General features: G+C 57.8%; 9 protein-coding genes. 6 read left to right on the top strand and 3 right to left on the bottom strand.

Translation table 11 applies throughout. The features are described 5' to 3' along the window. The first annotated feature begins 173 nt into the window (after positions 1–173). The gene (locus tag K1Y02_04225; protein ID MBX7255550.1) at positions 174–1,091 is read left to right on the top strand and encodes a tetratricopeptide repeat protein; all 918 of its coding nucleotides are present in this window, start codon (positions 174–176) and stop codon (positions 1,089–1,091) included. Between the two features lie 68 nt (positions 1,092–1,159). Here K1Y02_04225 and K1Y02_04220 read toward each other — a convergent pair whose 3' ends face one another. Together K1Y02_04220 and K1Y02_04215 are read right to left on the bottom strand one after the other, a co-directional pair. Next, positions 1,160–2,224 carry a ribonucleotide-diphosphate reductase subunit beta gene (locus K1Y02_04220; protein MBX7255549.1) on the bottom strand — a complete coding sequence of 355 codons (1,065 nt, stop codon included), beginning with the start codon at positions 2,222–2,224 and terminating at the stop codon, positions 1,160–1,162. Between the two features lie 396 nt (positions 2,225–2,620). After that, positions 2,621–5,449 (bottom strand): ribonucleoside-diphosphate reductase subunit alpha, encoded by a 2,829-nt coding sequence (locus tag K1Y02_04215; GenBank protein ID MBX7255548.1) that lies wholly within the window; start codon positions 5,447–5,449, stop codon positions 2,621–2,623. A gap of 733 nt (positions 5,450–6,182) precedes the next feature. On the opposite strand from K1Y02_04215, the gene K1Y02_04210 reads away from it, so the two are divergent. The 3 genes from K1Y02_04210 to K1Y02_04200 all read left to right on the top strand — a co-directional run bounded on the left by K1Y02_04210 (position 6,183) and on the right by K1Y02_04200 (position 10,185). Beyond that, a complete protein-coding gene (locus K1Y02_04210; protein MBX7255547.1) occupies positions 6,183–6,596 on the top strand; it encodes an Rrf2 family transcriptional regulator in 414 nt (137 codons plus the stop codon). Positions 6,597–6,716: 120 nt separating this feature from the next. Beyond that, entirely contained in the window at positions 6,717–7,868 is a 1,152-nt protein-coding gene (locus tag K1Y02_04205) for an aspartate aminotransferase family protein (protein ID MBX7255546.1), read from the top strand. A gap of 286 nt (positions 7,869–8,154) precedes the next feature. Beyond that, positions 8,155–10,185, top strand: a complete 2,031-nt coding sequence (locus K1Y02_04200; protein ID MBX7255545.1) for a PAS domain S-box protein — start codon at positions 8,155–8,157, stop codon at positions 10,183–10,185. An 11-nt stretch (positions 10,186–10,196) separates the two neighbouring features. Here the strand turns inward: K1Y02_04200 and K1Y02_04195 are convergent, their stop codons facing one another. Then, the gene (locus tag K1Y02_04195) at positions 10,197–10,940 is read right to left on the bottom strand and encodes a helix-turn-helix domain-containing protein (GenBank protein MBX7255544.1); all 744 of its coding nucleotides are present in this window, start codon (positions 10,938–10,940) and stop codon (positions 10,197–10,199) included. 257 nt (positions 10,941–11,197) lie between these two features. Here K1Y02_04195 and K1Y02_04190 point away from each other — a divergent pair, with 257 nt between their 5' ends. Together K1Y02_04190 and glnE are read left to right on the top strand one after the other, a co-directional pair. Next, the gene (locus tag K1Y02_04190) at positions 11,198–12,340 is read left to right on the top strand and encodes a glycerate kinase (GenBank protein MBX7255543.1); all 1,143 of its coding nucleotides are present in this window, start codon (positions 11,198–11,200) and stop codon (positions 12,338–12,340) included. After that, complete coding sequence (glnE, locus tag K1Y02_04185; protein MBX7255542.1) at positions 12,337–15,306, top strand: bifunctional [glutamate--ammonia ligase]-adenylyl-L-tyrosine phosphorylase/[glutamate--ammonia-ligase] adenylyltransferase; 2,970 nt, start codon at positions 12,337–12,339, stop codon at positions 15,304–15,306. Before K1Y02_04190 ends, glnE begins: the two co-directional genes overlap by 4 nt. The last annotated feature ends 87 nt before the right edge of the window (positions 15,307–15,393 follow it).

Here is a 15,393-nt window from a genome sequence, read left to right as displayed (position 1 = left end):
CACCAGTGTGGCTGTCCCATTCGCCAGAACGGGGCAGTAAGTGCTTGATTTTATCCTTGAAGAGCGAAAAATGGCAAATGGGCTGGAATTGACCGATGCGATAGACCTTGATTTCGGAGCGTCGGTGTCGCAGACTGCTGTGGGGCTACGATGGGCAGACAATGGGGAAAACCATGCGCTCGAACGACGCCAAGGAACGGTTCAGCATGGCCGACGCCTATTACCGCAAGGGGCGGTATGAAGAGGCTCTGGCTCTGCTGGACGAACTGAACGCTGCCTTTCCCAACACCGCAAATATCCTTTTTCCGCGAGCTCGGTGCATGCGCCGGCTGGGACGCACGCAAGAGGCGCTGCACATTTGCGGGGTCTTATTGAAGCACTTTAATGACCCGCGCGCGGAAAAACTTCGCAGAGCCATCGAGAAAGACCTGGCTACGCCGCGGCTGGATGACACCGCCGACGAACCCTTGTTGCCGAATATCAGCTTGGACGACATTTTGGGACCGCCTCCACCGCCGCCGCTTCCGCCGCCGCCCGAGAAGTTTGCGCGCCCGGATTGGCTTTCGACTCCGGTCATTATCGTCTTGTCCGTAGTCGCGGCCCTGGTATTGATTACGGTGCTGGCCATGGTGACGGGAGGCGGGGGCAACTCAACCGGGGCCACTGAAGCGACTCAGACCGCCGCGAGTCAACCGGAGCCTGTGTTTCGAATCACCGAAGACCTCAATATTGTCCTCTTCGGGTGGCAGCTTTCGTGGGTAGGCTGGTTAGTGATCAGCATTGTCCTGACAACCACCCAATACACTATTTCCTTGTATCTGACATTGCGCACCGGAAACAAGCTTCCCAACGACGATCTACAGAGCGACTTAATCAACATAGGGATCATGTCGTTTATCGGGACGTTAATGAACACGTTCGTTCCCTGCTTGGGGTATATTGGCAGCATCATCATGTTGCGGAGGACTTATGAACTCGTATTTCTCGAGTTCTTCATCCTCTTTTCGTTCTATATAGCCACGTGCATTGTCGCCTTCGGGCTGCTATTCCTCGTCGGCCTGGGGTTGGCGATGGCAGCGGGAGCCGCATAAAAGAAGCGGGGCCTTCGCCCAAGACGAAGACCCCGTCGGTAACCAACGCTCCTACGCGTTTAATGGTCTTACCATTCCAGACTACCTGCGGTCTGGTATTCCGTTACACGGGTCTCGAAGAAATTCTTTTCTTTCGACAAATCGATCGTCTCGCTCATCCACGGAAACGGATTCCGAGATCCGAAGAACGACTTGAGACCGATGCGTTCCATTCGACGGTCGGCAACATACTGCACATACTCGCGGAAGAGTCCCGCGTTGAGTCCAAGGATACCTCGCGGCAGGCAGTCTTGCGCGTACCGGATCTCGTATTCCACCGCGTCGTGGATCATCGCTCGGATCTCCTGCTGCAACTGAGGTGTCCACACACCGGGATTCTCTTCCTTGATCGTATTGATGAGATCGATGCCAAAATTCAGGTGGATGGTCTCGTCGCGCAAGATGTACTGAAACTGCTGGCCGATGCCCGTCATGCGATTCTGCCGGTGAAACGACAGGATCATGACGAATCCGCTATAGAAGAAGATGCCTTCCATGATCACGTAGAACCCCACGAGGTTCTTCAGGAACTTCTGAATGCCCTCGATAGTCTCCGTATTAAAATCGTCGCGGAGCACGTCCTCGGTAAGACGCATGACAAACTGATCTTTGCCTTCTATGGACGAGACTTCGTGATACATATTGAAGACTTCGCGCTCGTCGAGGCCCAGAGACTCCACAATGTAATGGAAGGTGTGGGTGTGCACAGCCTCTTCGAAAGCCTGGCGAAGCAGATACTGCCGCGCTTCGGGGTTGGTGATGTGCTTGAAGATGGCAAGCACGATGTTGTTGCCCACCAGGCTTTCGCCCGTGCTGAAGAAGCCAAGGTTGCGCATGATCACGAGGCGTTCGGCGTCCGTCAGGTTGTTGGACTTCCACAACTCGATGTCCTGCTGCATGGACACTTCGCTGGGCAGCCAGTTGTTGTTGCACCCGTTGAGATAGTGCTCCCACGCCCACTTGTACTTCAGCGGCATGAGCTGATTGACGTCGACCTGCTTGCAGTTCAGCAAGCGCTTGTCTTCGACGTTAATCCTCTTGCTGAGATCGAAGGGTTTCGGGGGGATTCCGGTGGCTGTGCAACACGCTGACATGAGTACGTCTCCTTCCTCAAAAAGCTCCGCGGGACAAAGCGAACAGGCATATAACAACTAAGCACATACTGAGAGAGAACAAATATCGACAGGATTCACACGATGAACACGATTTTGAAAGAGTGGGGATTCGGTGAGTTTTCAAGAGCGCCGATGTGTACCTTGATGCATGGAATGCGAGCGGCAAACCCCGAGTCTCAAGGTCCCGATCTCCGAATCTCAAATTTGAGATTTGAAATTTGAGATTGGAAACTGCGTGGCTCGTCCCCGAGGCGCATGAAGCAATAGACGTCTTCAAAGTAAATGCTCTAGGGAAGAAACCGGAACACATTGCTCGCCAACACTCGGCGGCAACTCTCTTCAATCCAAAATCCAAAATCGAAAATCCAAAATTCTTCACTGGCATGCTTCGCAATCCGGATCGGCGAGACTGCACGCCTTGGGCTGAGTCTCTTCGGCGGATTCTTCCCGTTGGACCTGGATGTTGCTGGAGGCTGACTTGCTCTTCATCCAGCGAGGTTGAATGCCGCGTTTGTTGATGTCGACCGTCGACTTCTCCACTTGTGTCGCGGCGAGGCTGCGTAAGTAATAGGTTGTCTTGAGTCCCTTACGCCACGCGAGTTGGTACATCTCGCTCAGCAACTTCCCGCTCGGAGCCGCGAGGTACAGGTTCAGCGATTGCCCCATGTCAATCCACTTCTGGCGGCGGCTGGCGCATTCAATGAGCCACTTCGGTTCGATTTCGAATGCGGTGAGGTACTTCTGCTTCAGGTTGGCGGGAATTCGCTCAATTTCAGTCAGCGATCCGTCGTAGTACTTGAGGTCTTCGACCATTTCGGCGTCCCAAAGACCGAGTGCTTTGAGATCATTGACGAGATGCGTGTTGACAGTAGTGAATTCGCCGCTGAGATTCGATTTCGCAAACAAGTGCTTGTAGGCCGGCTCGATGGACTGCGTGACGCCCGTGATATTCGAGATGGTGGCCGTCGGCGCAATGGCCATGGTGTTGCTATTGCGCATTCCGAACTCTTTCACGGCCTCACGCACGACGGACCAATCCAGGCGAGTAGACCGATCGACATCCACGTGGCCGCCTCGCTGCTCGACGAGGAGATCGATCGTGTCGATAGGCAGCAGACCGCGGCTCCATTTCGAGCCTTGATAGCTGGGGTATGCGCCACGCTCGGCCGCCAGCTCGGTCGACGCATAGATGGCGTAATACGAGATCATCTCCATGCTGCTGTCCGCGAATTCGACCGCCTCCTCGCTGGCATAGCTGAACCCCTGCGCATAAAGCGCGTCCTGGAAACCCATAATGCCCAATCCGATGGGCCGGTGCTTGAGATTGGCATTGCGGGCTTCCGGGGTCGGATAGAAATTGATGTCGATCACGTTGTCGAGCATGCGGACCGCCGTGCGCACGGTACCCGCAAGGAGGGCCTCGTCAAGTCCGGTCTCGGTGATATGCGCGGCGAGATTGATGGAGCCGAGATTGCAGACCGCGGTTTCCTCCGGAGAGGTATTCAGCAGGATTTCGGTGCAGAGGTTCGAGCAATGCACGACGCCCATGTGATCTTGGGGCGAACGGATGTTTGACGGGTCCTTGAACGTGATCCACGGGTGGCCGGTCTCGAACAGCATGGAAAGCATCTTGCGCCAGAGGAGTACGGCATCGACGCGCTTGAACTGCCGCAGCTCGCCACGCTCGGCCTTCTTCTCGTACTCCACGTAGCGTTCCTCGAACGCCTTTCCGTAGAGGTGATGCAGGTCTTTCACTTCCGACGGATTGAAGAGCGTCCAATGCTCCTCCGCGGCCACGCGCTTCATGAACAGATCGGGGATCCAGTTCGCGGTGTGCATGTCGTGCGTGCGGCGGCGCTCGTCGCCGGTGTTCTTGCGCAGGTCGAGGAAGTCCTCGATGTCGAGGTGCCACGTTTCCAGGTACGCGCACATGGCGCCTTTCCGCTTTCCGCCTTGATTGACGGCAACCGCAGTGTCGTTGGCGACTTTCAAGAAGGGGATAACGCCCTGGCTTTGACCATTCGTACCCTTGATGTAGCCGCCCGTTGCGCGGACATTCGTCCAGTCATTGCCCAATCCGCCGGCCCATTTTGAGAGGCGCGCGTCGTCGGAGATCACCTTGAAGATGTGCTCGAGATCATCCTCGATGGTGGAGAGGTAACACGAACTGAGCTGCGGATGCAGCGTGCCCGCGTTGAAGAGCGTTGGCGTCGAAGACGTGAACAGGAACTGCGACAGGACTTCGTAGAACTCAATGGCGCGCTCGTCGCGTTGGGCGCCCTCATTGATGGCGAGGCCCATAGCGACGCGCATCCAGAAGTACTGAGGCGACTCGATGCGGCGGCCGTTGTTGTGGATCAGATACCGATCATAGAGGGTTTGCAGTCCCATATATGCGAATTGCCGGTCGCGCTGAAGGTCCAGGGCGGCGGCAAGACGGTCCAAATCGAATTCGAGCAGGGACGGGCTTAACCGCTCCAGTCGAACGCCCTCGGCGATGTAATGCCGGAAGTGATTGCGATGCTGCGCTTCGAGCGAACCGACTTCAATGCCTTGCGGCAACACTTCGTTGTAGATGAACTTGAGCAGCAGCCGCGCGGTGACGAAGCTGTACGCGGGGTCGCGCTCGATACGCCCCTTGGCCGCGAAGATACCCGCCTTGGCTATTTCCTGCGGAGTAATGCCGTCATAAACCGTCTGCATTACCTCGTCGTGCATCTCGTCGACGGAGGCAATATTCTCCACTCCTTGGCATGCTTCTGAAAGAGTCTTGCGGATACGCTGACCGGTGAGGATCTCGCGGGAGCCGTCCGGCAGGCTCACGTACATCTGCGCCAGCGGATCGCCCTGGAGATCGGTTTCCCCGCGCAGTGCGCGCGCCTTCTTGCGGTCTTCGCGATAGACAATATAGCGGCGCGCAACGGCGTATTCGCCGTTCTGCATCAAGCGCCTCTCCACGGCATCCTGGATGCGTTCCACCTCGAGTCGCTGGCCTGCCCGGGCGTTTTGAAGGGCTTCAGCGATAACCTCGTCTGCGACGGTGCGCGCCTTCTCGAGGATCGCGGGCTCCAGCGGCTCATCCCTGGGAACCGCGTGTTCGGCTTTGAAGGCCTTCTCAATGGCCTTGAAGATGAGCGACCCATCAAACGACACCGTACGGCCGTCGCGCTTCAGAATGGTTTGTTCCACTTGTGGTTCCAGCACCGATACACCCTCCCCAGTCCGGAAAGCCAAGCAGACGCGACGGCGCCTGACTTCGGTCTAAATTACCCGCGCTTTCCCGCCCGCAAGTTTTTGATCGTTCGCGTAAGTCGCTTTAATACAACATCTTGCGGCGCGCAAGGCCGCAGTTCTCAGGCCTAAAATCCGGTATCCCTGGAGGGACAAAGGATCCCCTACGCCTGGAGTTGCGGCCCCAGCGCCGTTTTATAATTGCAGTATTCAGCGTGACCTACGAAATCCCAAGACAGCCAAGAATCCGCTGGGGGATTCACCCCCTTCCCCGTACCGGCAACCTAGAGTTGCCTGAGGGGGATTATTGCGGTAAGGCACAATATAATGTGGTGTTGTCTGTCTGTCAATACCAAATTTAGCGGTTATCGGTTTTCGAGAAACACCGGACTTTCCCACTCAGAATTCGTTCTTTGAGCGGTAATGCCGTCAAGTGTTAGCCCTCCGTTAGAGGGCAGGTAACTTCTTCCTGCCGCCACAATTGTGGAGAGTCTCTGCGGCCCGGCGAGGGGCCGGCTGGGAAACACGCAAACGGCACGCACGGCGGAGCACGATTGGCGGTGGATACGACGTAAACGTGTTTGAGGTTGGGAATGACCCACTTGGTAAGGTGCCTGACGCAGGGATTTCGGGGTCCACGAAATGAAGGCAAGGATTCGATGTTGCGCAGTAGGATCTTGTAAGATACGTCCAATGGGGGACCGACATGAACATTTCATCGAGATGTGAATACGCATGCCGTGCCGTTCTTGAATTGGCGCGCAACGAAAACAGCGAGACGCCGATGACGGCGGTCCATATTGCAACGTTGCGCGACATACCCGAGAAGTATCTGGTGCACATACTTCTCCAATTAAAGAGAGCCGGAATTGTGAAGAGCGTACGCGGCGCTCAGGGCGGCTACATGCTTGCCCGAACGGCGGAGGTCATTACGCTGCTCGACATCGTCCACGCCATCGACGGCCCGATTCTCGATCCGCTGCCGGTGGATGATTCGGGAGGCGCGGATCTGCGACCCGCATGGCGCGCCGTGGGGGCGGAGATTGAGCGCGTGTTATCGGAATTTACCGTCAACGACATATTGACGCGCGCTGGCAAAGGCGCGATGTATTACATCTGATAGCGAGGAGGCAGAGTGAATCTGATTTTGCACGAGGGGGAACCGAAGGGGAATGAAATACGCACGCGGTTGCATGCATGCGTAGGGCTTGGACAACGTACATTTACGCCGACACAAATAGTGGTGAAAGCGGCTTCGGGCTGTATCCTGCGCACTGCAGACGATCGTGAGTTATTCGACTTCACATCGGGCGTGTTGGTGGCGAATCTGGGTCATTCCCATCCTCGTTTCGAGGCATTCTACCGGCAGTACGCGACGGGTCTTCCGCGTAATGCCTACAACATGATTGTGGAAGTCGAGGCGACTGCGGCGGAACGCCTGCTTACGACCATGGCAATGCCCAAAGCGCAGAAGCTGTTGTGGGCGGCCAGCGGCTCGGAGGGTATCCAGAAGGCTATGTGGGCCGCGCTGCACAAGCATCCCGACCGTCCCATTATTGTGGCAACGCGGGGCGGATTCCACGGCAAGAAGGGGCTGGCGGCGGATGTCACGGGCGACACCAGCCCAAATCCAAACGTGCGGTTCATTTCGTTTCCGATGAAAGAGCAACACCCGCAGTCGTTCTACCAGGCGGAATTGGACGCCTTGGCGGAGCAATATCCGAACCAGATCGCGCTGCTCATCACGGAGCCCTATCTCGGGGCCAAGGGAAGTTTTCATCCTCCGGCGTGGTACCACAAGATGCTTCAAGCGTGGTGCGATAAGCATGATATCGCGTTCATCTTCGACGAGGTTCAGTCCTGTCATGGGCGGACAGGCAACATGTTTGCGTACCAGACCTATGGCGTGGAGCCCGACCTGGTTGTCATGGGCAAAGGGCTGGGTAATGGGGAACCCGCGGCTGCGGTCGCCGGTCGGGCCGACCTGATCGATGCGTTGGCCTACGGCGAGGCATCCGATACATACAGTGGCAATCCACGAGCCTGTGCCGCCGTGTGTGCCGTCCTCGACGTGTTTGAAACGGAAGGCGTGGTCGACAAGTGCCGTAACCTGACGCCCCAGATTCGCGGCCACCTGGATGCGCTGAAGAAGAGGTTTCCCTTCATAGTGGACGTTCGCGGCGAAGGGCTAGTCTATGGCGTGGAAATGAAGGACGACGCAACTGCGAACGCCTGCGTGCTGGAGGCGTATCGCGGTAACGGCCCGCAAGGCGTGCATTTCCTCGGACCTCTCGCGGGGAAAGTGCTTCGGGTCAGCCCTCCGCTGGTAATGAGTGCCGAGGAATTGAACGAAGCGTTCGGCGTCCTGGAATCGTCCTGGGAGCGCATCTGAGAGGGTGCGGCTACGACTGACCGCTACGTTCAGTCTGACGAGACATGGGTGACGGCTCTCGGTCGGCTCTCAGAGAATTTGACGGGACGCAGCCTATTCTTCTACAACAAATGTAGGCTGTAATCATAAGGCGCTGTGGCTTCCTGTCTGGAGATTTGGAATACGTGGCGCCAGCCCTCTGTACACCACGCCATCGATGGACCGGCCGTTGCTGTCAGCGAAATGACCTCGTACGAATCATAGATTCGGGCATTTGCCGGTGCGGGTATGCGTAACTTGGGACCTTATGCCTCAGGAAAACCTGCCTCAAGCCGAAGGTGACAATACCGAATTCGTATCGCTGCAAACGCGATGCGCGGCCATGGAAAAGGAACTGGCGACGCTCCGCCACGAGACCGCAGCATTGTGGCGAAACGAGCAAGCATTTCGTCAGATGATTCGTGAGTTTCCATTCCTCTTCATTGCATTCGACGAATCGGGAGTGGTGTTTCATTGGAACGAGACGTGCGAGCGAGTCACCGGCTACACGAAGGAAGAGATGGTCGCGAATCCGAAGGCGCTGGAACTGCTCTATCCAGACGCCACCTATCGGGCCATTATAGTGGAGTTGATCTCGGACCCAGACTGCGAGCTGCATAACGAAGAAATGGTTTTGACCACGAAATCTGGGGAAGGTCGAGTGATTTCCTGGTCGGATATATCCGTTCGTGTACCGATACCCGGTTGGAAACGTTGGACTATCGGGCAGGACGTCACAGATTGGCGGCGCGCTGAAGATGCACTCACGGAAGCCAACGAACGAATGCGAGCCCTGTTCATGGGGGCACCAGACGCTGTCTTCGTGTCGGATGCGGAAACGGCCGTTATCCTGGACATGAATCCACAGGCCGAGCGCCTTCTGGAGCGCTGCAAGGAAGAGCTCATTGGCAAAACCATCGCCGCACTTCATCCATCGGGCCAGCAAGCAGACCATCTCCGGCGTTTCTACTCCGTTCAGGAAGGGCGGGACACGGGATTTCTGCAAGCCGAAATCGTGACAGCTTCGGGAAAGATAGTTCCGGTGGAAATTAGCCCCAATGTAGTTGCGCTGAAAGGCGGAAAGAGGGTTGTTCAAGGTTTTTTGCGCGATGTGTCGAGCCGCAAGCGCGCGGAGGAGGAAAAGCTTGCGCTGGAGGGTCAACTGCGTCACGCGCAGAAGATGGAGTCCATAGGCAGGCTCGCGGGAGGAGTCGCCCACGATTTCAACAATCTGCTTACCAGCATATCGGGGAACGTAGAGTTGGCCATGATGGAATTGGGGGACCGGGATCCGCTGCGTGTGTTACTCCAAGAGATTGGGCACGCGGCAGAGAGCGCCGCGGCCTTGACTCGTCAATTGTTGGCCTTTTCCAGAAAGCAGATCATCGAGCCGCGCGTTCTCGATTTGAACGCCCTGATTGAGCGGATGCACAAAATGCTCGGGCGTCTCATCGGCGAGGACGTGCAGCTATACATGGTCCCGCGTACTTCGGAGGCGCAAGTCAACGCCGACCCTGGACAATTGGAGCAAGTCATTATCAACTTGGCTGTAAACGCGCGAGACGCGATGCCACTCGGTGGACGACTGAGTCTCGAAACCGACTTGGCCACACTCGACGAAGACTACTGTCGAAATCACGTAGACGCGGTGCCGGGCGAATACATCGTGTTAAGCGTCTCGGATACCGGTTGCGGTATGTCGCCTGAGGTGAAGTCGCACTTGTTCGAACCGTTCTTTACGACCAAACCGCGCGGCAAGGGGACAGGACTTGGACTCGCGACGATTTACGGGGTCGTGAAACAGAACGGTGGTTCGATAGAGGTGTACAGCGAGGTAGGGCGGGGGACAACGTTCAAGATTTACTTGCCCCGTGTGGGGGGTGAGGCAAAACCCTTGAAGAACTTGGCCGCACGATCCCTTGCCTTAGGGCAGGAAACAATCCTGTTGGTTGAAGACGAACAAGTCGTGCGCGACCTGGCAAATCGCTTTCTGACCAAGCTCGGATACAACGTGCTGCCGCATGCCAACGCGGGAGACGCCTTGCTCGCCGCGCGGAATTTCCCGGGGAAGATTCATCTGCTGATGACAGATGTCGTAATGCCAGGCATGAACGGGCCGACCCTCGCGGAAGAACTACTCAAGTTCAGACCCGAAATCAAGGTCCTATTCGCGTCCGGTTACACGGAAGACGCCATCGTCCACCACGGCGTTCTGTCGCAAGGGGTGCAGTTTATTGGGAAGCCGTACTCAATTCACGCGCTTGCCAACAAACTTAGGGAAGTGCTGACAGCTTCCTGATTGGGCGAGGCTCAGAAGAAGTCCCAAATGGCCTGGCCGGACTTGGTCTCGCGCACGGGAGCATCGGATTCGTGCTCCTCGGGAGAAGGAGCCGACGCGTCAAATCGCTGCTCTTCTGGCGATTCCCCGGCCACGGCGGATTCACTCGGAATGTCTGCGGGCTCTTCGAACTCCACCGGTTCGTCTTCCCCTTCTTGGGGTTCTTCCATGGCCGCATCCGAATCCCGGTCGAGTTCGTAGCGGACTTCATCCACTTCGGCAGGCGTCTCGTCAAATTCCTCATAATCGGGCACCGGCGCTTCTTCGGAGGGTACGGGAGCCAGCACCTCGGCATCCGGTATGACTTCCAGGGATTCAACGTCTTCGGTATCCGCGATTACGTCTTCTTCAGGTGATTCGTCAATCGAGGTATCCGATTCATCCACGGGCGCGGATTCCTTCGGCTTGCGCGAACCCTTGGGCCGCCCTTTTTTGCCCTTACGCACTCCGGGCTTATCGGTCGCTCCTTCAAGTGCAACGTTGGCCAACGACAAGGCCTCGGTGCCCGGTGCAAGATAGAAGACATAGTCGACTGGTTCGCGCAGCATGCGCGCCACCTTGAGCGATATCAGAATGGAAGGATTGAGCCGGCCCTTCTCGATAGCGATGATCGTCTGCCGGGTAATCCCCACAGCGTCCGCCAAGTCAGCTTGACGCAAGCCTATGCGCTCGCGAAGCTCTTTGACGCGGTTTCGAAGGGGAAATTCGCTGATCATGGGCTGAGCATACACAGAGTACGCCGATTTTATCAAGGCAAATACGGGGAAAGGAGACGCGAGGGATACAAACAAAAACGGACATCCTGCCGGGGAGGAAACGAGGCTGGGTGTCCGCGAATGAGCGGGGAGCGGACTCAACGCGACAGCTCAAAGTCACAGACGACCCAGGCGCTTCCTTTCAGAAATTTACTTTGTCGAGCACATCCTAGTATTGTTGAAAACTCCGAGGCATCAACCCAACGAAGTGGAGAATTATGCGCTTTGTAGTAGCGCCAGATTCGTTTAAAGAGTGCGCGCCGGCATCGGTGGTCGCGAGATCCATTGCCGAGGGGCTGGCGAAAGCGCAGCCTCATGCGATCGTAGACATCGTTCCCATGGCGGACGGAGGCGAAGGCACCGTCGATTCGCTGGTTACCGCGACCGGCGGCACGATCATCGACTTAGAAGTAACCGGGCCGTTGGGAGACCCGGTCCTGGCCACATACGGGTTATTGGGAGATGGCTCAACGGCCGTCATCGAGATGGCGGCAGCGTCGGGTTTGGCATTGGTACCCGCCGCGCGACGTAACCCGCTCGTTACGACGACGCGAGGAACAGGCGAACTGCTGTGCGATGCCCTTGACCGTGGCGTATCCCGAATCATCATCGGTATCGGAGGAAGTGCGACCAACGACGGGGGTGCCGGCGCGGCGCAAGCGCTGGGCTACTCGCTGCTCGATGAAGACGGACAGGAACTACCGGTAGGCGGCGCGGCCCTGGCGCGGTTGGCGCGCATTGACGCTACCCGAAAGCACCGGGGTCTCGCAGCGTGCGAGATTCTCGTGGCGTGCGACGTCGCGAATCCGTTGTGCGGACAGGACGGCGCTTCGGCGGTGTACGGCCCTCAGAAGGGCGCTACGCCGGAGATGGTCCGTGAACTGGACGACGCGCTGCGGCACTTCGCGGAAGTGGCAGCTAAGCAAATGAACGTTCACGTGGAAAACTTGCCGGGAGCAGGCGCGGCGGGAGGGCTTGGCGCGGGCCTGGTGGTGTTTACCGGCGCGCACCTCAAGCCGGGCGTGGAGATCATTGCGGATGCGTTCGGCCTGGCCAGCCGGATAGAAGGGGCCGACCTCGTGATAACCGGCGAAGGAAGGCTCGATGGTCAGTCCGTGAAAGGTAAGACCCCGGTAGGTGTGGCGCGAATCGCCAAGCGATTGGGCGTGCCTTGCGTTGCGATTGCGGGGGCTTTGGGGCCCGGCTTCGAGGCGGTCTATCGAGAAGGCGTAACGGCGGCGTTTTCGTTGTGCACCGGACCCATGTCCTCGGAATACGCCATGGAGAACGTAGAGTCGCTTCTGGCCTCGGCGGGCGAGGCCGTGGGACGGTTGTGGACAGCGGCGAGAGGCGAGTCATGAGGCCCGAATTTGCGTCAATCACGTTTACGCAGCCGGAACAGTCGGCGCAAACGCTGGAATCGCTTCTATCCGAAGAGCGGCCCGGACTTGCGGAACATCTGGCGCACGCACTCGCGGAAAACCCGGAACCTTCGCTGGCACTCACTCGGTTGGAGCGATTCCTGGAAGCGTCGATCACGCCAGGGGCAATACTCGATCTGATGGGCGCAGCATTGCATTTTTGCAGACTGCTTATCACCGTGTTGGGCCAGAGCCATTTTCTGACGGATATCGTGTGCAGAAATCCCGAGTATCTGCTCTGGGTGTGGGAAGAAGGTAACCTGCACGAAACGCCGCCGCGCGAAATGACCGTCGAAGACATGCGGCGGCAAGTAATGGCATTCGACACGTTTGAGGCGCGCGCCCAGAGCATGCGCCGGTTCAAACGCCGGGAGATTCTGCGGATTGCGTCCCGAGATATCTTCGCGCACGTGCCGCTGGCGGCCTTGACGGAAGACTTGTCTAACCTTGCGGACGCCGCGCTCGAAGTGGCGATGGCAGGGGCCTACGCCGATTTGACGCCACGCTATGGCAGGCCGCGAATTCACGACACGGATGCCGAGTCGACATTCGTGATTCTGGGCATGGGAAAGCTCGGCGGGCGCGAACTGAATTTCAGTTCGGACATCGATCTCGTGTTTCTCTACGCGGCGGACGGAGAAACGAGCGGCGGCGAATCCGGTTCCATCTCGAATGCGGAGTTCTTTCACAAGTTCGGCGAACGCGTGATCAAATCGGTTTCGGAAGTGACCGCCGAAGGCAGCATTTTCCGCATCGACATGCGGCTGCGTCCGCATGGGCGGATGGGACCGCTGGCATCGGACATCGATAGCGCGATTCACTACTACGAAACCGAAGGGCACGCGTGGGAACGCCAGGCGTTGATCAAGACGCGCCCGGTTGCGGGCGACCTTAAGTTGGGCGACGCCTTCATCGAACGGACGCGTCCCTTTGTGTTTCCTCGCTATTTCGACGACGAGACACTCGAAGACATCCGCTCGATCAAACAGCAGATGGAACAACAAGTTCGCAGCCGCGGACAAACCGATACGGAAGTGAAACTCGGACGCGGCGGTATTCGCGATGTCGAATTCACGGTGCAGATACTGCAACTGTTGAACGGCGGCCGCTTCCCCGAATTGCGGACGCGAAATACCTTGACGGCGATTCGCGCACTGGAGCAATACGCGCTTCTGAAACCGTTCGACGCGACGGCCCTGATTAGCAACTACACGTTCATGCGGCAAGTCGAGCACCGGCTGCAGATCGAGGGCAGTCAGCAGGTTCACGCTCTGCCCAACGACGCCAATGAACTCGACGCGTTTGCGCGTAAACTGGGGTACGCGTCGGGAGTGTCTTTCAAAGCGGACTACTTGGACCGCGCGTCGGAAACGCGCGCGATTCTCGATCAGTTCCTCGCGACGGAAGGATCCGGGAACCGGTGGGTGACGGATCTTCTGAACCCGCATTCCGACGGCGAGGCAGGTATGGCGGGCTTGGCGAGGCTCGGATTCAAGGACACGAGTCGCGCGCGCGAAGAACTTATTGCGCTATCTTCGGGCAGCAAGCAACGCCCCAACTCCTTGCACGTACGGCAACAGTTCGCGGCGGTTGCTCCCGGCTTGCTCAAGGCGCTCTCACAGGCCATCGACCCCGACGCAACGCTCATGCGATTGGGCCAAATCCTTGCCAACCTTGGCGCGCCCGGTTCAATCTACGACATTCTCAAGTACAGTCCGGAAGTCACGACCTATCTCGTGACGCTCGTTGAGAACAGTCAGTTTCTTGCGGAGATGATCACGAGAGACCCCGGACTATTCGATGTGTTCGGACGGCCCGGCGCGTTGAATCGGCCTTCTACGCGCGAGGGTTTGGAAGCTCAACTCGCAGCGTTTCAGAAGGCCATTGACGCAGATGCCGCACCCTATCGATTGCTCGCGGGAGAGACGCTGCGTATCGGTACGCGCGACATCATTCTTCACGCGGACGTGGTCGCGTTGGGGCAAGAGCTGACCTTGCTTGCCGATGTCATTCTGGAATATGCCGTGCGGGTTGCGCGCACGAAGACCGAAGAACGATACGGCGGCGTGACCGGCGGATTTGCGGTGTTCGGTTTGGGAAAGATGGGCGGGTGCGAAATCGGATACGGCAGCGACCTCGATTTGGTGTTTGTGTACGACGGCAACGCGAAGACCGATTCGGGCATGTCGTTGATCGAGTATTTCAGCGCAGTCGCTTCGACCATCATTCGTATTCTGAAAGAGCCGACGCGGTACGGCATGTTGTACGACGTGGACGCGCGGCTTCGGCCCGACGGCAAGAAGGGCGTGCTCGTCGTGAGCGACACGCGCCTCGAAGAGTATTACCGCACCGAAGCGCAGCCATGGGAATTGCTTGCGCTAACGAAAGTGCGCGCCGTCGCGGGAGACGCCGAATTTGGCGAGGCAGTGGCGCAGCGTGTGCGCGACGTGGCGTTCGGACTAGAGCTGACTCCCGAGACGCTGGAACACATCGAGGAGATCCGCGCAAAGCTCGTCGCCAGCAACACGTCGTTGAACGTGAAGAAAGGCGAAGGCGGAATTGCGGAACTGGAGTTCGCCGTGCGTCTGCTGCAAATCCGGAATGCGGCGAAACATCCCGAACTGAAGCGCGGCGACGTGCTTGGGGCTATCGAAGGACTGCAAGCCATCGGCGCGTTGAGCGCCGGCGACGCGGAAATGCTGCGGGAAGCTTATCTCCTCTTCCGAAGGATCGAGAATCGCCTGCGCATTAACCTTGGCCGCTCCGTTAGCACGCTTCCCGAAGACCCCGGCGCCCAGGCCGATCTGGCGCGGCGTCTCGGACTCGCCGACAATCTCGCCGAACTGCTTGATACACACAAGGCGCGTGTTCACGCCGTATACGCGCGGGCGGTTTCTGGTAAATAGGGGCTTCACCCGTGCCTTCGCGAAGACGGAGAAAGAATTCCCGAACCAACCAGCCGCGTGGACTGCGTCCGAATTTCAATTGCCAGA

Source organism: Candidatus Hydrogenedentota bacterium, assembly GCA_019695095.1.
In the GTDB taxonomy this organism is placed as follows: domain Bacteria; phylum Hydrogenedentota; class Hydrogenedentia; order Hydrogenedentales; family SLHB01; genus JAIBAQ01.
The sequence above is the reverse complement of the archived record's forward strand: the minus strand, read 5'-3'. Positions and strand labels throughout refer to the sequence as shown.